Raw genomic sequence first — 21,486 nt, forward strand, 5'->3', positions numbered from 1 at the left:
GGCTCGCGCAGCACGTAGCCGCGGCCCCAGACGGTTTCGATGTAGTTCTTGCCCTGGCTGGCGTTGGCGAGCTTCTTACGCAGCTTGCAGATGAACACGTCGATGATCTTCAGCTCGGGCTCGTCCATGCCGCCGTAGAGATGGTTGAGGAACATCTCCTTGGTGAGCGTCGTGCCCTTCCGAAGGGAGAGGAGTTCCAGCATCTGGTACTCCTTGCCGGTCAGGTGCACCCGGGCGCCGCCGACCTCGACGGTCTTCTGGTCGAGGTTCACGATCAGGTCGCCGGTGGTGATCACCGACTGGGCGTGGCCCTTCGAGCGGCGCACGATGGCGTGGATGCGGGCGACCAGCTCGTCCTTGTGGAACGGCTTGGTGAGGTAGTCGTCCGCCCCGAAGCCCAGACCCTTCACCTTGTCCTCGATGCCGGCCATGCCGGACAGGATCAGGATCGGCGTCTTGACCTTCGCCACCCGCAGGTTGCGCAGCACCTCGTAGCCCGACATGTCGGGCAGGTTCAGATCGAGGAGGATGATGTCGTAATCGTAGAGCTTGCCGAGATCGATCCCTTCCTCACCCAGGTCGGTGGTGTAGGTGTTGAAGTTCTCGGACTTGAGCATCAACTCGATGCTCTGCGCGGTCGCGCTGTCGTCCTCGATCAAAAGTACCCGCATCGTCGGTCCCCAGCCCAGCCGGCCGCATCAGCGCGCAGACACGTCCCCACCGTTCGCCCGCCACCGGCCTGTGGACGGGCGCTCCGTCGCTCTTGACGTGGAACGCTATGGATTAATCGTTAACAAAACCTGATTCCCACCCGCAAGCGGCTCGTTCCCGGATCCGCGCGTTTGACCGGAGGAATGTTGCTCCTCCGGCCCTGTTCACGGCCGTGATTCCACCCCGTTCGCGGCCAGGGCATCCGCCCTGGCGGTGTAAGTACTTCTCACGCAACGCTTCGCTCAGACCTGTGGTTCACCGGACACAGGGGCCCGACTTTTCGTCGAGCTTGGCCGTCGAACACCGCCGGATCGAGCCGCTACGTGCCCGTCCAGCGCAGTGTTAAGGAGGCCGGTAAACGAAGCGTTGAGAGCGCGGCTCATGACACAGGATTCGGCAAGATCCGTCTCTTCGCTGGCGGCGGCGCGGGCGGCCCTGGACCGTGTCGAGGTGCTGGAGACCTTCGGCCGGGTCGTGGCGATCCGCGGCCTCCTCGTGGAGGTCGCCGGACCGGTCGCCGCCATGCGGCTCGGCGGCCGGATCGACGTGGAGGGGGCGAACGGCCACGGGCTGGTGCCCTGCGAGATCATCGGCTTCCAGGGCGACCGGGCGCTCGCCATGCCGTTCGGATCCCTGGAGGGCGTCCGCCGCGGCTGCCCGGCCTATGTGCGCGATGAATCGGCCGGCGCGATCCGCCCCTCCGGCGGCTGGCTGGGCCGGGTGGTCGACGCCCTGGGGCGGCCGGTGGACGGGATCGGGCCCCTCCCGCAGGGGCCGGACGTCTACGCCCTGCGGGCCGATCCGCCCCCCGCGCACGCCCGCAGCCGGGTCGGGCCGCCGCTGGATCTCGGCGTCCGGTGCATCAACACCTTCCTGACCATGTGCGCCGGTCAGCGGATGGGCATCTTCGCGGGCTCCGGCGTCGGAAAGTCGGTGCTGCTCTCGATGCTCGCCCGCTACACAGCCGCCGACGTGGCGGTGATCGGCCTCGTCGGCGAGCGCGGCCGCGAGGTCCAGGAGTTTCTCCAGGACGATCTCGGCGCCGCCGGGCTGGCCCGCTCGGTCGTGGTGGTGGCCACCTCCGACGAGCCGGCGCTCATGCGCCGCAACGCCGCCTACGCGACCCTCTCGATCGCCGAGTATTTCCGCGATCAGGGCGCCAAGGTCCTGTGCATGATCGACTCGATCACGCGCTTCGCCATGGCCCAGCGCGACATCGGCCTCGCGGCGGGGGAGCCGCCCACCGCCAAGGGCTACACCCCGACGGTCTTCTCGGAACTGCCGCGCCTGCTCGAACGGGCCGGGCCCGGGGTGGGGCAGGGGACGATCTCGGCGCTGTTCACCGTCCTGGTCGAGGGCGACGATCACAATGAGCCCGTGGCCGACGCCGTCCGCGGTATCCTCGACGGCCACATCGTCATGGAGCGGGCCATCGCCGAGCGCGGGCGCTACCCGGCGATCAACGTGCTGCGCTCGGTCTCGCGGACCATGCCGCGCTCCTGCGATCCGGCCTATCTGCCGGTGGTCCGCCGGGCCCGCCGGGTGCTGTCCACCTATGCCGACATGGAGGAGCTGATCCGCCTGGGCGCCTACCGCGCCGGCTCCTCGCAGGAGGTCGACGAGGCCGTGGCGCTCATGCCGCACCTTGAGGCTTTTCTGGGGCAAAGTAAGGAAGAAGCAACGTCCATCGGCGATGGTTACGCACGGCTCGGCCAGATCGTCGGCGGGGCCTAGGGGCACGGGCCGGGCGCGATCCCGGGCGGGGCCTTGAGCGTTGCGTGGAGTGAGCGTCCAGATGAAATCGCGTGACACGCTGATCCGCTTGCGCCGCTTCCAGGTCGACGAGAAGCGCCGTCGCGTGACCCAGATCGAGATGATGATGGCCGACTTCCAGCGGATGGCGGTGGAGCTCGACCGCGAGGTCTCCGTTGAGGAGGCCCGCGCCGGCATCACCGATGTCGGTCATTTCGCCTACCCGACCTATGCCCGCGCGGCGGCCACCCGCCGGGACAACATGCGCCAGTCCGCCCAGGCGCTGGAGGGCCAGCTCGCCGAAGCCAAGGCCGAGCTCGGCGAGGCCTTCGAGGAACTGAAGAAGGTCGAGATCCTCAACGATCGCGAGCGCACCGCCGAGCGGGTGGCCGAATCGGTCCGCGATCAGGCCGCGATGGACGGGATCGGGCTGAACCGCGCCCGGGGCTGAGGCGGGTCGCGGCGGCGGGCTTGACCGTGCGCGCGGCACGAAACCGTCATGATCCCCTGACAAGGGGGTTCCACGGTGGCGTCACGCCGCTTGCAGGGCGTCGCATGACGGCGCATCAGGGGCACTCCCCGGGGCGTCGGTGTTCATGAAGAAGATCAGCGAGTTCATCTGGCCGGTCATCGGCCTCGCCGCCGTCGTCGTGTCGGGTTACTTCCTCTACCAGGAATTGAAGACTACATCCCTTGCGGCGATCTGGGCCGCGATCCTCGCGATCCCGCCGCATCGGATCGTGCTGGCGGCGTTCTCGACCCTGGTCGCCTACGCGGCCCTGGCCTGGTACGACCGGATCGCGCTGCTGCATCTGGGGGTGCGCCACATCTCGTGGCAGTTCGTCTCGCTCTGTTCCTTCACGACCTACGCGCTCTCGCACAATATCGGCGCCTCGGTCTTCTCCGGCGCCCTGGTGCGCTACCGGGCCTACACGGCCAAGGGGCTGACGGCGGCCCAGGTCGCCGTCCTGGTCGCCCTGTGCTCCTTCACGTTCTTCCTCGGCACGGTCCTGCTCGGCGGCTTCACCCTGGTGGTCGACCCGAACCTGCTATCGCGGCTCGACGGCAAGCTGCCGGGCTTCCTGACCGATCCCAAGGCCGCGCTGATCGTCGGCATCGGCATGCTGGGCTTCGTCGGGCTGTACGTGATCGGCTCGATCCTGCGCCTGCGGCCCCTGCATATCCGCGCCTTCAAGCTCGAATATCCCCGCCCGGGCATCATGGCCCGGCAGCTCCTGGCCGCGCCGCTCGAACTGCTCGGCGCGGCGGGCATCATTTACTTCGCCCTGCCGGATGCGATGAATCCCGGCTTCATCCCGGTGCTCGCGATCTTCCTGGCCTCGTTCTCGGTGGCCCTGGCCTCGCATGCCCCGGGCGGCCTCGGCGTGTTCGAGATCGTGTTCATCACCGCGATGCACATCACCGACGAGGCCCAGAAGGATGCGATCATCGCGGCGGTGATCATCTTCCGGATCTTCTATTTCTGGATCCCGGCCCTGATCTCGGTGATCGTGGTGATCGCCTTCGAGCGCTCGCGGCTGGCCGCGGCCATCGGCACCGCCGCGCAGGGACAGAAGGCGACCCCGGTGCCGGAGCCGCCCGTCACCATCCCCGGCCTCGACGCCCACGAGCTGGAGCGGGAGCTCAAGCAGAAGGCGGTGTGAGGCCGGCGGCCGGGCGCGTCCACCGTCGTGGACGACGAGGACGGGCGGGCTCCGCGTCTCTGCCCCCCGCGGAGGGGGAGGGTGCAAATCGGTTCTGAACCGCAACACCTTTCGACCGGGCAATGATCCCAAACCCGATCTGTGGCGCCGGTAGCCCGCAGCTCGGAAGGTGAGGCGCGGGTCCGGCCGCGGTTCGCCCCGAGCCGGAACGTCGAAGAAGCAGCGCAGCGCTGCCCGGCGCAGGGGAATGCCCCACCGCCCCCTGCGGTCCACTCAGATCGAGTTCACCGTCCGCAGCCGCGCCCGCGGATGGATCTCGGCCTGGCTCATCACCGGGGTTTCCCGGCGGAACCGCTCGATGATCGAGCGCACGAAGGGCCGGGTCTGGCCCGAGGTGACCAGGACCGGCATCTCGCCCTGGCGGGCCGCCGTCTCGAAGCGGTCGCGCACCGCCGTGACGAATTCGCTGAGCTTCGAGGGCTGCATCGCGAGGTAGCGTTCCTCCCGCTCGCCGACGATTGCGTCCAGGAAGGCCTGCTCCCAGGCCGGCGACAGGGTGATGATCGGCAAGGTGCCGTTCTGATCCTGGTACTGGGCGCAGATCTGGCGGCCGAGCCGGGCGCGGACGTGCTCGACCACGTCGCGGGGGTTCTTCACGCCGCCCGCCACCTCCGCGACCGCCTCGACGATCGCGCCGAGATCCCGGATCGAGACGCGCTCGGCCAGCAGGAACTGCAGCACCCGCTGGATTCCGGTGGTGGAGATCTGCGACGGTACGATCTCCTTGAGCAGCTCGGCATGCTCCTTGGGCAATTCGCGCAGCAGCTTCGAGACCTCGACGTGGTTGAGGAGTTCGGAGACATGCGCCTTGATCACCTCCGTGAGGTGCGTCGAGACCACCGTGGCGGCGTCCACCACCGTGTAGCCCTTGAGCTGGGCCTGGTCGCGGAGCGAGGCGTCGATCCAGGTCGCCGGCAGGCCAAAGGTCGGCTCCAGCATGTGCTGGCCCGGCAGCTGCACCTGCCCGCCCATCGGGTCCATCGCCATGAATTGGCCCGGGAAGATCCGGCCGGTGCCGGCCTCGATCTCCTTTACCCGGACCACGTAGGTGTTGGCGTCGAGCTGGACGTTGTCGAGGATGCGCACGGACGGCATCACGAAGCCCAGTTCCGCCGCGAGCTGCCGGCGCAGGGCCTTGATCTGATCGGTCAGCCGGTCCTGTCCCTCGCCGTTGACCAGGGCGAGGAGGGCGTAGCCCATCTCGAGCTTCAGGTCGTCGAGCTTCAAGAGGTCGGTGACCGTCTCCTCCTTGGCGGCCGCCGCGGCCGCGACCGCCTTGGCGTCGATCGGGACGCCCTCCGCGTCGACGGGCGGTGCCTCCTTGGCGGTCTTGCTGATCCGCCACGCGGCGTAGCCCGCGCCCCCGCCGAGCAGGAGGAATGGCAGCATCGGCATCCCGGGCAGCAGGGCGATCAGCAGCATCACGGCCGCCGACATGCCGAGCGCCTTCGGATAATGCGCGAGCTGCTTGCCGAGCGCCTTGTCGGCCGCGCCCTTCACGCCGGCCTTTGAGACGAGGAGGCCCGCGGCCGTGGAGACGATCAGGGCCGGGACTTGGCTGGCCAGGCCGTCGCCGATGGTCAGCAGCGTGTAGCTCTTGGCCGCCTCCCCGAAGCTCAGGCCCTGCTGCGCCACCCCGATGATGATGCCGCCCACGACGTTGATGAAGGTGATCATCAGGGCCGCCATCGCGTCGCCGCGGACGAATTTCGAGGCACCGTCCATGGCGCCGAAGAAGGACGATTCCTCCTCCAGCGCCGCGCGCCGGGCCTTGGCGGCCTTCTCGTCGATCAGCCCCGCCGACAGATCGGCGTCGATGGCCATCTGCTTGCCGGGCATCGCATCGAGGGTGAAGCGGGCCGCGACCTCGGCGATGCGGCCCGAGCCCTTCGTGATGACGACGAAGTTCACGATGATCAGGATCGCGAACACGATGATCCCGATGACGAAATTGCCGCCCATCACGAAGTGGCCGAAGGCCTCGATCACCTGGCCCGCCGCAGCCGTGCCCTCGTGGCCGTGGCCGAGGATCAGGCGGGTCGAGGCGAGATTGAGGGCCAGCCGCAGCATCGTCGCGATGAGCAGCAGGGTCGGGAAGACCGTGAATTCCAGAGGGTTGTCGATGGACAGGCCGGTCATCATGATCAGGACCGAGGTGATGATCGAGACCGCCAGCAGCAGGTCGAGCAGCATGGCCGGCAGCGGGAAGATCAGGACCGCGAGGATCCCCAGCACGCCGGTGGCGAACAGGAGGTCCGAGCGCTTCGACAGGGCCTGCATGTCGCCGCGGGTGGGCAGCGCGAACTGTCCCAGCATCGCTGCGACGCCCGTTCGTGCCGGCGCGATCGCCGTCTCCGCCATCGATCCCACCCATCGCCCTCCGCCGCGGATGCATCCCGCGCGACGGACCCGGCAAGATCTGCCGGGCGGATGGTTAGCGGTCCGTTAAGGCGGTCGCGGCGCAGGACGGGAACCCGGTGCGGCCCCGCCGCTTGATCGGTCGGCGATCGCACCGCACGGGACTGCGGGACCAATCCCGGGCTGCACCGACCGGCGGTGCCGTCGCCGAGCATCCGGGCCCACGGCCCGTCGACTCGGGAGACTTCCATGGCCGCGCGCGCTCTGACCGCTCTGTTCGATGATTACGAGGCCGCTGCCCGGGCGGTGGATCAGATGGAGGCGGCCGGCATCCCCCACGCCGACATCAGCATTATCTCGAACCGGGGCGAGCCCGGCGCCACCGCGCTGCCGCCGATCGACAAGGCGCATGAACCGGTCGAGGCAGTGGATTCCGCCGGCACCGGCGCGACGGTCGGGACCGTGCTCGGCGGCGGTGCGGGTTTGCTCGCCGGCCTCGGGCTTCTCGCCATCCCCGGCCTCGGCCCGGTCGTGGCCGCGGGCTGGCTCGTGGCGACCGTCACCGCCGCCGGCGTCGGGGCCGCCGCCGGAGGGCTGATCGGCGGTCTCACCGGGGCGGGGTTGAGCGAGGGCGAGGCCGAGACCTACGCCGAGGGCGTACGACGGGGCGGCACCCTGGTGACGGTCCGGGTCGAGGATTCCCGGGCCGACCATGTGCTGACCATCCTGGATCAGGCGGGCTCGATCGATCTCGACGAGCGTGCTGACGGCTGGCGGTCGCAGGGCTGGACCGGCGGAACCGTCGGTCCGGCGGCCGGCCGGTCCGACATCCCGGCCTGAACCGTCCGCCGGTCCCGGGGGCGGACCGTCAGGACATCATCTTGCGGGCAAACATCGCCGCCGCGAACAGGACCGCGGCGCCCGCAGTGACGAGGCTGATCATCAGCATCCGGCGCGGCTCGGTCGAGGATTCGGCCCGGACTGGCTCCACGATCGGGCTGAAGAACTCGATCTGCCGGGATGCGACGATGCGGGCGCGCTCGTAGGCGGTCAGCACCTGCTGATAGTACTTCTCGGCGTTCTTGCGATCGTTCTCGAGCGCCTCGAACCGCGTCAGCGCGTCCGAGAGCAGGCGCTTCTGCTCCGGATCCTGGCTGGCGGATTGCCGCTCGATCCGGTTGATGTTGTCGTCGAGATCCCGGATCTGCTGCTTGATGTCGATGATCCGGCGGGATTCCGGCCCGAGGTCGCGCTGGCCGATGGCGAGCTGGACCGCGAGGTTGATGCGGGCCGCGCGCAGTTCGGCCACCATCTTCAGATTGACTTCGTTCGACTTCTGCGCGTCGAGCACGCCCTCGCGGTTGCGCAGGTCCCGCATTGCGACGCGGATCTTGGTCATCCGCTCTTCGGCGAGCTTCAGCTCGCGGGTGCTCTCGGCCACCGCATCCTCACGCGCCTTGACGCTGAGGTCGTTCACCATCCGCTCGGCCTCCTTCATGACGGCCTTGGTGATGACGAGGGACTGATCCGGGTCGAACGCCTGGACGCTGACCGCCATGATCCCGGATCCGGGCTCGATCTCGATATCGACGCGCCGTTTCCAGTAGCGAAGGAACTTCTCGATCGGCTTGTTCGGGTCGAAGCGCGAGAAATAATCGATGCCCTCGTTGCCGAACCACTCGCGCAGGGGCAGCTGCGCCTCGAGCGTCTCCAGCATCGGCCGGCTCAGGATGTATTCGTGGGTGATCATCGTGTCCTGAGCCACCATCTGGCTCGGCACGCCCGAACTGGTCCCGACCGAATCCGGGGTCGCCTTGTCGGCCGTGCCGATGGCCGGCCGGATCGCGAACCGCGCTTCGGTGACGTACCGGTCCGAGGCGATCAATCCGTAATAGACCGCCCCGGCCAGCGCCGGCAGCACGAAGCACAGCGCGAACAGAACCGGGACCCAGGGATCGTTTTTGACGTGGCTCTGGTAGGAACGGATGCCCTTCTTGCGGTCGGCGAAGCGCGACATGCGGGCGATCTGGCGCAGCGACTCGGTGATCGCCTGCTGGCGGGCCGCAGTCGTGACCGGCTGCCCCTCGGCTTTCCGGATCTCCATGTTCATGGCTTGATTCCCGGCCTCCCCGGCCTCGAAGGTCGACCCCCGCCGAGGCTCTCGACCGGGCCGCAGCGCACGCGTCCGAAGCCTGTCCCACGCGGAGACGGCAAAAGCATGTCTTTACGGCCGCGCCACGTCCCGGCTCACGCGTTCAGGCGCCGATAGACCTCGATGGCGTCGTTGACGTCCTCGTAGATGATCGCGCGGCCGTTGAGCAGCACGAGGCCCTGCGAGCACCATTGCCGGATCACCTCCATGGAGTGCGAGACCATGATGACGTCGGCATGCTTGCGGCGCTGGGAGAAGACCTCGTCGCAGCGCTTGGAGAATCGGGCGTCGCCGACCGAGGTGATCTCGTCGATCAGGTAGCAGTCGAACGGGATCGCCATGCTCATCCCGAAGGCCAGGCGCGCGCCCATGCCCGACGAGTAGGTGTAGATCGGCACGTCCAGGTAGCTGCCGAGCTCCGAGAAGTCCTCGACGAATTCCAAAACCTTCCGCGGATCCTCCCCGTAGATCCGGGCCACGAACATGACGTTGTCGCGGCCGGTCATCTTCGGGTGGAACCCGCCCGCGAAGCCGAGCGGCCACGAGACCCGCAGGCCGCGGTGGATCTTGCCCCGGGTCGGGTCCTCGGTCCCGGCGATCAGCCGCATCGTGGTCGACTTGCCGGCGCCGTTGATGCCGAGGATCCCGTAGGAGACGCCCGGCTTCAGGGTGAACGACGCGTGTTCCAGGATGGTCCGCTTGTGACCGTCCGTCCGGTAGACCTTGCTGACTTTCTCGAATCGGATCACCGGGGTGGTCTCCAGAGCGGATCGCCGAACCGCCGGTCCGAGCTGTCGGATGGGCGCGCTCCTGCCCGCCGAAAGCGGCAAATCTGAGAACGCGCCCGACCCGGACGGCCACCCCGAGGCCCCTCTCCGAACAGACGGGCTACAGAACGGGCCAGCATGAAAGTGCAGCTCGTGGCCGCGTCATTGACGCATTCCGGCATATGGCATACCAAATACCAGCGGGCCGGCCGCAGATCAGCGGTGCTGGGCCGACGATCTGGAACTTTAACTCCAGGCAGAGGGAGAAAGGTCGTCCATGTCCGACGCGGAGACCCGCATGCGAGCCGGTGCCTCGTCCGACGTCGCCCGGTTCGTCTCCGCCATCGGGGACGCCGTGGTGGTGGCCGACCCGGAGGGTGCGATCACGGTCTGGAACCCGGCGGCCGAGCGGATCTTCGGCTTCGCCGCCGCGGAGGCTCTGGGCCGGACCCTGGACCTGATCACGCCCGAGCGGCACCGCCGCCGTCACTGGGACGGCTACGCGAAGACGATGCAGACCGGCATCACCCGCTACGGGGCGGAGACCCTGAGGGTGCCGGCGATCCACAAGGACGGGAGCCAGCTCTCCATCGCCTTCACGGTGGGGATGGTGCGCGACGCGTCCGACCGGATCACGGGAATCGTCGCGGTGATCCGCGACGAGACCGAGCGCTGGACCGCGGAGAAGCAGCTGCGCCAGCGCGTGGCCGAACTCGAAGCCGCATCGGATCGACCGGACCGGGCCTCCTGAGTCCCGGCGGGCCGCCCGGGGCCGCCATCACCGAAACTGCCATCACCGACAGGGAGAACGCCCCATGAGCAAGCCGCTGGACGGGATCAAGATCATCGACTTCACGCACGTCCAGGCGGGGCCCGCCTGCACGCAGTTGCTGGCGTGGTTCGGGGCCGACGTCATCAAGGTCGAGCGCCCCGGCTCCGGCGACGTCACCCGCACGCAGCTGCGCCACGTCGAGGACGCGGATGCCCTCTACTTCACGATGCTTAACTCCAACAAGCGCTCGCTCACCCTGGATACCAAGACCCAGGCCGGCAAGGAGGTTCTGGAGAAGCTGATCAAGGATTCCGACGTCATGGTCGAGAATTTCGGCCCTGGCGCGCTCGACCGGATGGGCTTCTCCTGGGCGCGGATCCAGGCGCTGAACCCGGGCATGATCCTCGCCTCCGTGAAGGGCTTCTCGGACGGCCACCACTACGAGGATCTGAAGGTCTACGAGAACGTCGCGCAATGCGCCGGCGGCGCCGCCTCGACCACCGGCTTCTGGGACGGGCCGCCCACCGTCAGCGCCGCGGCTCTGGGTGATTCCAACACCGGCATGCACCTGGCCATCGGCATCCTCACGGCGCTCCACCACAAGAACAAGTCCGGCACCGGCCAGAAAGTCGCCGTATCGATGCAGGATTCGGTGATCAACCTCTGCCGGGTCAAGCTGCGCGACCAGCAGCGCCTCGACGCGCTCGGCTACCTCGAGGAATATCCGCAATACCCCCACGGCGAATTTTCGGACGTGGTGCCGCGGGGCGGCAACGCGGGCGGCGGTGGCCAGCCGGGCTGGGTGCTCAAGTGCAAGGGCTGGGAGACCGACCCGAACGCCTACATCTACTTCACCATCCAGGGCCATGCCTGGGCGCCGATCTGCAAGGTGCTCGGCCGTGAGGAGTGGATCACCGATCCCGGCTACGACACCGCCCGCGCCCGGCAGGACAAGATCTTCGACATCTTCAAGACCATCGAGGAGTGGCTCGCGGACAAGACCAAGTTCGAGGCCGTCGACATCCTGCGCACCTACGACATCCCCTGCGCGCCGGTGCTGTCGATGAAGGAGATCGCCGAGGACAAGTCCCTGCGCGCCAGCGGCACCGTGGTCGAGGTCCCGCACCCGAAGCTCGGCTCGTACCTGACCGTCGGAAGCCCGATCAAGTTCTCCGACATGAGCGTGGAGGTGAAGGCCTCGCCGCTGCTGGGCGAGCATACCGACGAGGTGCTGCAGGGCCTCGGCTACACGCCGGACCAGATCCGGGCCATGCACGAGGCCCGGGCGGTCTGACCGAGACCCTCCGACCTCTGCTATCCTGAGACAGGGCGGCGCGGCCCGCGCCATCCTGTCGCTGTGCGAGCCGCGGATCGATGCGCCTGTTCCTGAGCCGTTTCCTGCCGGAGCTGAGCCCGGTCAGCCGGCGCGAGCGCCTGCGCGCCGCCGCGGGCGCCCTGGTGGGGATCCTGGCGACGGGCCTCGTCTGCCGGGCCGCGGTCGGCTCGGAGGCGCTGCCGATCCTGATCGCCCCGATGGGCGCCTCGGCGGTGCTGCTGTTCGCGGTCCCGGCGAGCCCGCTGGCGCAGCCCTGGTCGATCCTCGGCGGCAACGTCGTGGCGGCCCTGGTCGGCGTCACGGCGGCCTCGTGGATCCCCGACCCGTTCGTCGCGGCCTCCTGCGCCATCGGGGTGGCGATCGCCCTGATGATGGCCCTGCGCTGCCTGCATCCCCCGAGCGGGGCCGTCGCGCTGACGGCGGTGCTCGGCGGCCCGGGGATCCGCGCGCTCGGCTATGGCTTCGTGCTCTGGCCGGTGGCGGCGAACTCGCTGCTGCTGCTCATCGCCGCCCTGCTGTTCAACAACCTGACCGGACGCGCCTACCCGCATCAGCGCCTGGCCGGCCCCCGGACCGCCGACCCGCCCTCCGACGCCCGGGTCGGGTTCCGGGCCGCCGACCTCGATGCGGCGCTGGAGGATTTCGACCAGGTGCTCGATGTCGACCGGAGCGACCTGGAGCAGATCCTGCGGCGGGTGCAGATGCGGGTCTATGGCCGCCGCTCCGGGTCGATCACCTGCGCGGCGATCATGTCGCGCGACGTGATCGCGGTGGCGCCCGACGCGCCGCTCGGCGAGGCGCTGCGGCTGCTGCGCCACCACCGAATCAAGGCGCTGCCGGTCACCGACGAGGGCGCCCGGGTGCTCGGGATCGTCACCCAGACCGACCTCCTCGACAAGGCAGCCTGGGACCGGGCGGGACCGCGCCTCGGCTGGGGTCGGCGGCTGCGGCTCACCGCCGAGCGGGGCAGGGCGCCCCATGGCTGCGCCGCCGACATCATGAGCCCGGTCGAGCCCGTCCGCCCGGACATGCCCGCCGGCGAACTCGTGCTGCGGCTCTCGGAGGCGGGCCTCCACCACCTTCCGGTGGTCGGTGCCGATGGCCGGCTCGTCGGGATCGTGTCGCAGACGGATCTCATCCCGGCGCTCCTGGCCGAGGCAGGGGCCGCACGCGCTCCGGCCCAGACCGCCCCGGCCTGAGGCTCAGGCGCTGTCGGGCGGCTCCGCCAGGAGGAACGATACCGCCTGCGCCACTACGGCGGGCTGGTCGGCGTGTGGTCCGTTCTTCCGGAGACCTCTGACATCCTCCCCCGGGCGGGAGAGGTCTGCTGTCGCAGAGAGCCGGGTGAGGGACGAGACCTGATCCCAACCCCCTCCCGCCCGGGCTACGCCGTTCACAGATCGCGTCCGGATAGGGGCAACGGGCGACCCCTTTCGGGGGCCACTTTTCCCCGCAGAAGCTACCGGACTCACGCTTCGCAGTCTGACATCAACATCATGGAAAAAAAGCGCTTTTCCCCTCCCCCTTGCGGGGAGGGGCCAGGGGTGGGGGTGGTGCAGAAGGCACCGCCGCGCGTCGTCCGGGACCACCCCCACCGCCAACGCCTCCCCGCAAGGGGGAGGAGAGAGCCTCTGGGCCAGCGATGCGTGAAGTATCGTAGCCCGCAAAAGGGAGGGCGGGCGTGCGCCTCCGTTGGAGGGGCATTCCCGAACCGGCCGTACCTCACTTCTTCTTCTTGATCCCGCTCTGCGGGTTGAGGCTGCCGATGTTGCCGCTCTCGCTGCCGGCCGCCGGGTCGATCACGGCGTTGATGAGAGCCGGCCGGCCCGAATCCATCGTCGCGTTGACCGCCCGTGTCAGTTCGTCCGGCGTGGTGACGTGGTAGCCGGTGCCGCCGAAGGCCTCCATCATCCGGTCGTAGCGGGAATCCGGCACGAAGACGGTCGTGGCGGGATCCCGGCCGGTCGGGTCGGTGTCGGTGCCGCGGTAGATGCCGTTGTTGTTGAACACCACGATGCAGACCGGCAGCCCGTACCGGCAGATCGTCTCGACCTCCATGCCGGAGAAGCCGAAGGCGCTGTCGCCCTCCACGCACAGGACCGGCTTGCCGGTCTCGACAGCCGCCGCGACGGCGAAGCCCATGCCGATGCCCATGATGCCCCAGGTGCCGACATCGAGTCGCTTGCGCGGCTGGTACATGTCGATGATGCCCCGGGCGAGATCGAGGGTGTTGGCGCCCTCGTTGACCAGGATCGCGTCCGGGCGCTCCTTCACGATGGTTCGGAGCGCCCCGAGCGCGGCGTGGAAGGTCATGGGCGAGGCGTTGCTCATGAGCTTCGGGGCCATCTTGGCGATGTTCGCCTCGCGCTTGGCATTGAGCGTCGCGATCCAGTCGGCCGGGGGCTGCTGCCAGCCCCTGCCCATGCCGTCGAGGAGCGCCTGCACGCAGGAGGCGATGTCGCCGACCACGGGGGCCACGATCTCGACGTTCGAATCCATCTCGCGGGGCTCGATGTCGATCTGGATGAACTTGGTCGAGCCCGGCTCGCCCCAGCTCTTGCCCTTGCCGTGCGACAGCAGCCAGTTCAGCCGGGCGCCGATCAGCAGCACCACGTCCGAGTCCTTCAGTGCCGTGGAGCGCGCCGCTCCGGCCGAGAGCGGGTGCGTGTCGGGCAGGAGGCCTTTGGCCATGCTCATCGGCACGTAGGGGATGCCGCTGGTCTCCACCAGCGCCCGGATCGCGTCGTCGGCCTGCGCGTAGGCGGCGCCCTTGCCGAGCACGATCAGCGGCCGGCGGGCGGCTTTCAGGACCGCGAGCGCCCGCTCGATCGCCTCGGGGGCGGGGCGCTGCGCCGGGGCCGGATCGATCACCTTGACCAGGGACTTCAGGCCGGCCTCGGCGTCCAGCACCTGGGAGAACAGCTTGGCCGGCAGGTCGAGATAGACGCCGCCGGGCCGGCCCGAGCAGGCCGCGCGGATGGCGCGTGCCACGCCGATGCCGATATCGGCCGCGTGAAGCACCCGGAAGGCCGCCTTGCACAGGGGCTTGGCGATGGCGAGCTGGTCCATCTCCTCGTAGTCGCCCTGCTGCAGGTCGACGATCTCGCGCTCGGAGGAACCCGAGATCAGGATCATCGGGAAGCAGTTGGTGGTGGCGTTGGCGAGGGCCGTGAGGCCGTTCAGGAAGCCCGGGGCCGAGACCGTGAGGCAGATGCCCGGCTTCCGGGTGAGGAAGCCCGCGATCGCCGCCGCGTTGCCGGCATGCTGCTCGTGCCGGAACGAGATGACCCGCATCCCCTCGGCCTGGGCCATGCGGCCGAGATCGGTGATCGGGATGCCCGGGACGCCGTAGATCGTCTCGATGCCGTTGAGCTTGAGCGCGTCGATGACGAGGTGGAAGCCGTCGGTGAGATCCGGCTCGGCCTCCACCTCGGGGTTGGTGTGGACGATCTTGGCCACAGCGGTCATCGGGGATCTCCGGAGGTTCGGTTTCGGTGTGGGCTGGGCCGGGGCCGCTCAGGCCGCCCGGATCGGTTGGGGCGTTGCGAGCGCCGCGAGGGGCTCCGCCTCGGCGAGGTAGCGGGCGCGCATCGGGCGGAGCAGGAACATGGCCAGGGCCGCCGCCGTGACGTTGAGCACGATGATCAGCGTGAACACCGCCGACCAGCCATAGGCCGCCGAGAGCAGGCTGGCGAAGGGGACGAGGAACGCCGCGGTGCCCTTGGCGGTGTAGAGCAGGCCGGCATTGCTGGCGGCGTATTTGGAGCCGAACGTGTCGCCGCAGGTCGCGGGGAACAGCGAGTAGATCTCGCCGAACACCCCGAAATACACCGCCGTGGCGAAGACGAACACCATCGGGTTGTGCCCGTAGGTCAGGAGCACGATCACCGCGAGCGCCGCGGTCGAGAAGGCGATGAACATCGTGTTCTCACGGCCGATATGGTCGGAGACGAACCCGAAGAACGGCCGCCCGAACCCGTCGAAGATCCGGTCCAGGGAGATCGCCAGGGTCAGCGCCGCCATCTGGAGGCCGAACAGGCTCACCGGGACGCCGGCCACCTGGAAGTCGTGGGCGATGGGCGCGATCTGCGCCGCCGCCATCAGGCCGCCGGAGGCGACCATCACGAACATCGCGTACATGACCCAGAAGACGGGGGTGCGCACCGCCTCGCGGGGTGTGCGGTCGACCTTGGTCTGCGGCAGCCGCAGGCTCTTGCGCTGGATCGGGGCGGCGGTGGCCGGCTTGCGCAGCAGGAAGGCGATGGCGAGAACCACCGCTCCCTGGCCGAGGCCGAAATACAGGAAGGCGTCCTGATAGCCGCTCGTGGCGATCATCCGGGCGATCGGCACCACCGTGATGGCCGCGCCCGCGCCGAAGCCCGCCGCGGTGGCGCCCGCCGCGAGGCCGCGCCGGTGCGGGAACCACTTGAGGGCGTTGCCCACGCAGGTGCCGTAGACCGAGCCGGCGCCGATGCCGGCGGTCACGGCTCCGAGATAGAGCAGGAACAGGCTGTCGGCATAGGCATCGATCGTCCAGGCGAGGGCGATCATCACGCCGCCGAAGGCGACCACGAGCTTCGGGCCGTAGCGGTCAACGAACCAGGCCTCGACCGGGACCAGCCAGGTCTCGGTGGCGACGAACAGGGTGAAGGCGAGCTGGATCGCCGCGCGGCCCCAGTGATACCGCTGATCGATCGGGTCGACGAACAAGGTCCAACCGTATTGAAGGTTGGCGATCATGGCCATGCAGATCACGCCGAAGGCGAGCTGCCACCATTTCGCCGCAGGCGAATCCTGGCGTTCCATCCCTGAGCCTCTCTCGTGGGCGGCGCGGCCTTGCGGTGGCCCGTCTCGTACGTCGCAGATCATGCACATCCCCTTTAGGTATGCAATATACCAGCATGCGACGGTCGGGGCGAACTGTCAGGGCGGCGATATTATTCCGGTTGCGTGGCTTGGGTAATCCGCCCCCATGCCCCCAGCGTCGGGTGGTCGGCCGGGTCCAGCGTCTCGTCGAGGTGAGGAATCGACGCGGCGTCGGCTGGAATGCCAAGCAATGGACGGGCCGCCGCCCAGTCCGGCCCCGCGTCCGAAACCGCCAGGGCGTCACGGTCCAGTCCGACGATCCGGCCGCGGTCGAGGCGCAGGATCGCCCGCCCGGTCCCGGCCTGGACGAAGCGGATCGACGCCATCCGGCTCAGGCAGGCCTGCAGGAACGCCGTGTTGGCCGCCGCCGACAGGTCGGCGCCCGCAAAGACCGTATCGGGGCCGCGGGCGAAGATGTCGACCTTGCGGAACCGGTCGATGTCGATCAGCCCCTTCACGTCCAGGATGTTGAGGATCCCGCCGGCCCAGAACGCGATGGTGCGCGGGCGCTGCCCCAGCGGAACGCTGTTGTCGAGGAACTCGCAGACCACCTGCTTGTCCCGGGCCAGCGCCCAGTTGAAGAACAGGCGCGGCATGCCGGTATAGGCCTCGACATTGTGGGCGAGCAGGTCCTCCACGGCCTTGTAGCGGCCGAACAGCTCGCCCCGCTTCCAGGCGCGCTCCACGGTGTCGGCCGGGGGCGTGACCATGAACTGCAGGTAGACCCGGTCGCCGAACCGGGTGAGCAGCTGGCCGCCGCCGTCCGAGCCGGCCTCGGCCTGGAAGCTGTCGAACCGGAACCGGTCGATCAGCAAATTGGAGATCCGCCCCTCCGCCGCCTTGCGGGTGACGTAGCGGTCGAGCTTCATGTCGATGATCTCGACCTCGTAGCCCGTCAGGGTGCCGGCGTAGCGATGGGCCCCGCCGAGGCTGTCGTAGTCGAGGAGGTACTTGCGCCAGACGTCCGGGGTGATCACTGCGAAGTCGGACCAGGCCATGCCGAGACGCCTGGCGAGGGCCAGCTGGTAGGGCCGGATCGTGCTCTTGCCGGAGGCCGAGGCGCCCTTGACGTTCATCACCACCGGATGGTCCTGCGGCGCCAGCCGGCGGTAGCCGCGCGCCTCCACCACCCCGGCGATCCAGGGTTCGATCTGCTCGCCGATGCGGCGGCTGCCGTAGCCGTTCGAGACCAGCGTCCCGGCGAGGCTCCGCAGCAGGGATGCATCGCGAATCAGGGTGTTCTGTCGGGCGATGAGACCGGACACCACGGTGCGCAGGGCCTCGCAGGCGGCGATCTCCAGGCCGTCGCCGGACTCCGCGACCCGCCGCTGCCAGGATTCGAGGTGGCGCAGGGCCCGGGTCGCGGGGTCCTCGCGCGGCGCTGCGGCGGGGACCGGGCGCCGGCCGAGAAGGCGATCGAGCCAGCCCGGCTCGGGCGGGGCGGGGGTTGGGCGGTCGTCCAGGATCGCGGCGATCGCGCGGGCGAGCACCGCGTCGGCCGCGGCGCGGATCTCCGCCAGGGTCGCCTCGACCGCGCCGAGGCGGGGCTCGATCCCTTCGCGCAGGATCGTGGCGACGATCGCCCGGAAGTTCACCCCGAGATCGGCGTAGACCGCCCCCACCGACACGGACAGGTCCGACATGACCCGGATCAGGACCTCGTGGACGACGAGGCGGCTGGCCCTGAACCGCACGAGCTGCCGGGCCGGCAGCCCGCACAGGTCGCTGAGTTCCAGGGCATCGCGCAGTGGCGTCTCGACGTGCTCAGGCCGGTAAACGGTGATCAGCGGCAGGAAGGCGGCCGGCAGATCCGATTGGACGCCCGGGTTCCACGGTCCGGCGGACGATTCCGGAAGGGGGGCCGCCGCGCCGGTCATCCGCGCGTTTCCCTCGCCCCTCTGCGGGCTACGATGTTCACGCATCGCCGCCGGAGCTGCGCGTGCATCCGGCCGCTGCCCTCGTTCGTCGACGATGTGGGCATCCGGTAGCCCCCAGCGAGGGGGCGGGCGCGCCATTCCGCCCCGCCCGACGCCCCTGCGAACCGCCGCGAAACCCTAAAAGATCTTCTGGAACCAGCCATGGGCATCATTGGAATTGCCCCGCTGGATATCGACCAGGAGATTCCGCAGCCGCTGCGCCACCGGTCCGGCCTTGCCGCTCCCGATGGTGAAGCTCTCCTCCCGGCCTTTCACCGTGCCGATCGGCGTGATCACCGCGGCGGTGCCGCAGGCGAAGGCCTCGGTCAGGCGGCCCTCCCGCACGTCGGCGCGCCACGCGTCGATCGTGTAGGGCTCCTCCCGGACGGTCATCCCGGCTTCCCGTGCGAGGGTGATCACCGAATCCCGGGTGATGCCGGGCAGGATGCTGTCCGAGAGCGGCGGCGTGACCAGGGTACCGTCCCCGAACACGAAGAACACGTTCATACCGCCCAGTTCCTCGATGAAGCGGCGCTCGGCCGCGTCGAGGAACACCACCTGCTCGCAGCCCTGGGCGGCGGCCTCCGACTGCGCCGCGAGGCTCGCCGCGTAGTTGCCGCCGCACTTGGCGGCCCCGGTGCCACCGGGGGCGGCGCGGGTGAAATGCTCGGAGATCCAGACCGTGACGGTGCCGGTCGGATCCTTGAAGTACGAGCCCACCGCCGAGGCGATCGTCACGAACAGGTATTCCGAGGCCGGCTTCACGCCGAGGAACGCCTCGGATGCGATCATGAACGGCCGCAGGTAGAGGCTGCCGTCGGGGGTGTCGGGGATCCAGGCGCGGTCGATCTCGACCAGCCGGCGCATCGCCTCCACGAAGGCGTCCTCGGGGAAGGGCGCCATCGCCATGCGCTCGGCCGAACGGCGGAAGCGCAGGGCGTTGGCCTCGGGCCGGAACAGGGCGGCGCCGCCATCGGCGGTCCGGTAGGCCTTGAGACCCTCGAAGATCTCCTGCGCGTAGTGCAGCACCGCGGCGGCCGGATCGAGGGGAATCGCCTCGCGCGCCTGGATCCGGACATCGGACCAGCCGCGCCCGGCCGCATAGCGCGCCACGACCATGTGGTCGGTGAACACCTTGCCGAAACCGGGATTCGCCATCAACGCGGCCCGCTCCTCGGCGGTCCGCGGGGCGGGGTGACTCTTGATGTCGAACGTCAGGTCGCTCACGGTCTCATCCTCATCGGCTGCGGCTCTTATGGCGCGCTCCGGCGCGCGAATCTACGGAGCCGGCGCATGACGGCGTCGCCGCGGGTGCGGCTCACGCCGCCGTCGCGGGCTCCGACAGCTGCAGGCGGTGCAATCGCGCATAGGTGCCCGCGGCCGCGATCAGGTCGTCGTGCCGGCCGGTCTCGATCACGCGGCCGGCCTCCATCACGGCGATCTGATCGGCGTCGCGCACCGTCGAGAGCCGGTGGGCGATCACCAGGGTGGTGCGGCCGCGCATCAGCCGGGTCAGCGCCTCCTGCACCAGACGCTCCGATTCGGAATCGAGGGCCGAGGTCGCCTCGTCGAGGAGCAGGATCGGCGCGTCTTTCAGGAAGGCGCGGGCCAGCGCCACGCGCTGCCGCTCGCCCCCCGAGAGGCGTCCGCCGCCGGGTCCGACCCGGAACGCGTAGCCCTCCGGCAGGGCCGTGACGAACTCGTGCGCCGCCGCCGCCCGCGCCGCCGCCTCGATCTCCGCCGGGGCGGCCCCGGGGCGGCCGAAACCGATATTGGCAGCGATCGTGTCGTCGAACAGGACCACGTCCTGCGAGACCACCGCCACCGCCGCGCGCAGGGAGGCCAGGGTGACGTCCCGGACATCCTGGCCGTCGATGGTCACGCGGCCGGCGGTCACGTCGTAGAGCCGCGGGACGAGGTTGAGCAGCGAGGATTTCCCGGACCCCGAGCGCCCGACGAGCGCCGTCACCGACCCGGCCCGCACCGCAAGGTCGATGCCCTCCAGGGCCGGGGCGTCGGGCCGGTAGCGGAACTGCACGGCCTCGAAGCGGATCGCCCCGTCGGTCACGGCCAGCGGCGGGGCGCCCGGAGCCTCGCGGATGGAGGCGGCCTCGTCCATCACGTCGAAGTAGCGCCGGAGCGCGGCCGCCGCCTCCTGCAGGATGGCGTTGAGATTGCCCAGCGCCCGGGCCGGCTGGGCCGCCAGCAGCAGGGCCGCTACGTAGCCGGTGAAGTCGCCGACCGTCTTCTCCCCCGCCAGCACCCGCTGCCCGACCAGAACCAGCACCCCCGCCACCGCGATGCCGCCGCCGATCTCCAGGAGCGGATCGAGGCGGCCCCGGGCATTGGCGGCCTTCATCTTGAGCCGGCGCACCTCGTCGAGGGCCGCGGCGGCGCGGGCCTTGAGGTAGCTCTCCATCGCGTAGGTCTTGGCGACGCGCGCGCCCTGCAGGCTCTCGGAGATCAGGCTGGCGGTGGCGCCCATCTGCTCCTGGGTCGAGGTCGAGACCCGCCGGAGCTTCCGGCCGATCCGCCCGATCGGCCCCGCCACGAACGGGACCGTGACGCCGGCGATCAGCGTCAGCACCGGATCCATCCAGAGCAGCGCCGCCACGAGGCCGATCAGCATGGCGATGTCGCGCAGGAGCACCGTCGAGATGCGGGTGAGCGCCTCCTTGATGAAGGCGAAGTCCGTGGTGAAGCGCTGGGTCAGCGCCGCCGGGCTCTCGCGGCCGAGCTGGGCAAGATCGGACTCGATCAGGTGGCCGTAGAGCGCCGCCTGCATGTCGGCCTCGACCCGCGTGACCACCCGGTTGGTCAGCACCGTCTGGCCGTAGAGGGCGAAGCCGCGCAGCGCGGTGACCACGATCACCACCAGCGGCCCGTAGGCGATAGCGGCTGCGTCCTTGCGGTCGAAGGCGTCGAAGGCGGCCTTGATCAGCGCCGGATAGAGCCCGGTCGAGGCACCCACCAGCGCGATCAGCACCAGCACCACGGCCAGCGTCGCCCGGTGCGGAAACAGCCACGTGCGCCAGAGCCGGACGAGGAGGGGAGCCGTGTCGCCGGGAAGGCGCGCCATGAAACCTACGGGGTCGGACCAGGGCCGCCCGCACACGGGAGGCGCCGCGGCAG

Annotated in this window: 16 protein-coding genes; 7 read left to right on the forward strand and 9 right to left on the reverse strand. The window is 69.5% G+C overall.

Going from position 1 to position 21,486, the window contains the following annotated elements:
* On the reverse strand, nt 1-671 hold a 671-nt coding region (gene ctrA / locus MKK69_RS21790), incomplete at its 3' end, for a response regulator transcription factor CtrA (RefSeq protein WP_243971363.1).
* A 421-nt stretch (nt 672-1,092) separates the two neighbouring features.
* Here ctrA and fliI point away from each other — a divergent pair.
* From fliI to MKK69_RS21805, 3 genes are all read left to right on the forward strand, one after another.
* Nucleotides 1,093-2,445 carry a flagellar protein export ATPase FliI gene (gene fliI, locus MKK69_RS21795; protein ID WP_243971365.1) on the forward strand — a complete coding sequence of 451 codons (1,353 nt, stop codon included), beginning with the start codon at nt 1,093-1,095 and terminating at the stop codon, nt 2,443-2,445.
* A gap of 61 nt (nt 2,446-2,506) precedes the next feature.
* Complete coding sequence (gene fliJ / locus MKK69_RS21800) at nt 2,507-2,914, forward strand: flagellar export protein FliJ (protein ID WP_243971368.1); 408 nt, start codon at nt 2,507-2,509, stop codon at nt 2,912-2,914.
* 145 nt (nt 2,915-3,059) lie between these two features.
* Nucleotides 3,060-4,127 carry a lysylphosphatidylglycerol synthase domain-containing protein gene (locus tag MKK69_RS21805; RefSeq protein WP_243971370.1) on the forward strand — a complete coding sequence of 356 codons (1,068 nt, stop codon included), beginning with the start codon at nt 3,060-3,062 and terminating at the stop codon, nt 4,125-4,127.
* Between the two features lie 273 nt (nt 4,128-4,400).
* Here MKK69_RS21805 and flhA read toward each other — a convergent pair whose 3' ends face one another.
* Nucleotides 4,401-6,548: a flagellar biosynthesis protein FlhA gene (gene flhA, locus MKK69_RS21810; RefSeq protein WP_243971371.1), complete on the reverse strand. Its 2,148-nt coding sequence runs from the start codon at nt 6,546-6,548 to the stop codon at nt 4,401-4,403.
* Nucleotides 6,549-6,794: 246 nt separating this feature from the next.
* On the opposite strand from flhA, the gene MKK69_RS21815 reads away from it, so the two are divergent.
* Entirely contained in the window at nt 6,795-7,385 is a 591-nt protein-coding gene (locus MKK69_RS21815; RefSeq protein ID WP_243971373.1) for a hypothetical protein, read from the forward strand.
* A gap of 28 nt (nt 7,386-7,413) precedes the next feature.
* Here MKK69_RS21815 and MKK69_RS21820 read toward each other — a convergent pair whose 3' ends face one another.
* On the reverse strand, nt 7,414-8,655 hold the full coding sequence (locus MKK69_RS21820; RefSeq protein WP_243971375.1) for a capsule biosynthesis protein: 1,242 nt from the start codon (nt 8,653-8,655) through the stop codon (nt 7,414-7,416).
* Between the two features lie 137 nt (nt 8,656-8,792).
* Entirely contained in the window at nt 8,793-9,446 is a 654-nt protein-coding gene (locus tag MKK69_RS21825; protein ID WP_243971377.1) for an ABC transporter ATP-binding protein, read from the reverse strand.
* Between the two features lie 295 nt (nt 9,447-9,741).
* Here MKK69_RS21825 and MKK69_RS21830 point away from each other — a divergent pair, with 295 nt between their 5' ends.
* The 3 genes from MKK69_RS21830 (at nt 9,742) to MKK69_RS21840 (ending at nt 12,771) form a co-directional block, all read left to right on the forward strand.
* The gene (locus MKK69_RS21830) at nt 9,742-10,215 is read left to right on the forward strand and encodes a PAS domain-containing protein (RefSeq protein WP_409564859.1); all 474 of its coding nucleotides are present in this window, start codon (nt 9,742-9,744) and stop codon (nt 10,213-10,215) included.
* A 64-nt stretch (nt 10,216-10,279) separates the two neighbouring features.
* Entirely contained in the window at nt 10,280-11,530 is a 1,251-nt protein-coding gene (gene frc / locus MKK69_RS21835) for a formyl-CoA transferase (protein ID WP_243971379.1), read from the forward strand.
* Between the two features lie 80 nt (nt 11,531-11,610).
* Nucleotides 11,611-12,771 (forward strand): HPP family protein, encoded by a 1,161-nt coding sequence (locus MKK69_RS21840; RefSeq protein WP_243971381.1) that lies wholly within the window; start codon nt 11,611-11,613, stop codon nt 12,769-12,771.
* A gap of 523 nt (nt 12,772-13,294) precedes the next feature.
* Here the strand turns inward: MKK69_RS21840 and oxc are convergent.
* The 5 genes from oxc to MKK69_RS21865 form a co-directional block, all read right to left on the reverse strand.
* The gene (gene oxc, locus MKK69_RS21845) at nt 13,295-15,040 is read right to left on the reverse strand and encodes an oxalyl-CoA decarboxylase (protein ID WP_243971383.1); all 1,746 of its coding nucleotides are present in this window, start codon (nt 15,038-15,040) and stop codon (nt 13,295-13,297) included.
* Nucleotides 15,041-15,088: 48 nt separating this feature from the next.
* Nucleotides 15,089-16,378 (reverse strand): oxalate/formate MFS antiporter, encoded by a 1,290-nt coding sequence (oxlT, locus tag MKK69_RS21850; protein WP_243971385.1) that lies wholly within the window; start codon nt 16,376-16,378, stop codon nt 15,089-15,091.
* Nucleotides 16,379-16,509: 131 nt separating this feature from the next.
* Complete coding sequence (locus MKK69_RS21855) at nt 16,510-18,315, reverse strand: zeta toxin family protein (RefSeq protein ID WP_243971387.1); 1,806 nt, start codon at nt 18,313-18,315, stop codon at nt 16,510-16,512.
* Nucleotides 18,316-18,492: 177 nt separating this feature from the next.
* Nucleotides 18,493-19,581: a branched-chain amino acid aminotransferase gene (locus tag MKK69_RS21860; protein ID WP_243971389.1), complete on the reverse strand. Its 1,089-nt coding sequence runs from the start codon at nt 19,579-19,581 to the stop codon at nt 18,493-18,495.
* Between the two features lie 91 nt (nt 19,582-19,672).
* On the reverse strand, nt 19,673-21,433 hold the full coding sequence (locus MKK69_RS21865) for an ABC transporter ATP-binding protein (RefSeq protein WP_243971390.1): 1,761 nt from the start codon (nt 21,431-21,433) through the stop codon (nt 19,673-19,675).
* Nucleotides 21,434-21,486: the final 53 nt, after the last annotated feature.

It is taken from the genome of Methylobacterium sp. J-026, from assembly GCF_022829585.1.
In the GTDB taxonomy this organism is placed as follows: Bacteria; Pseudomonadota; Alphaproteobacteria; order Rhizobiales; family Beijerinckiaceae; genus Methylobacterium.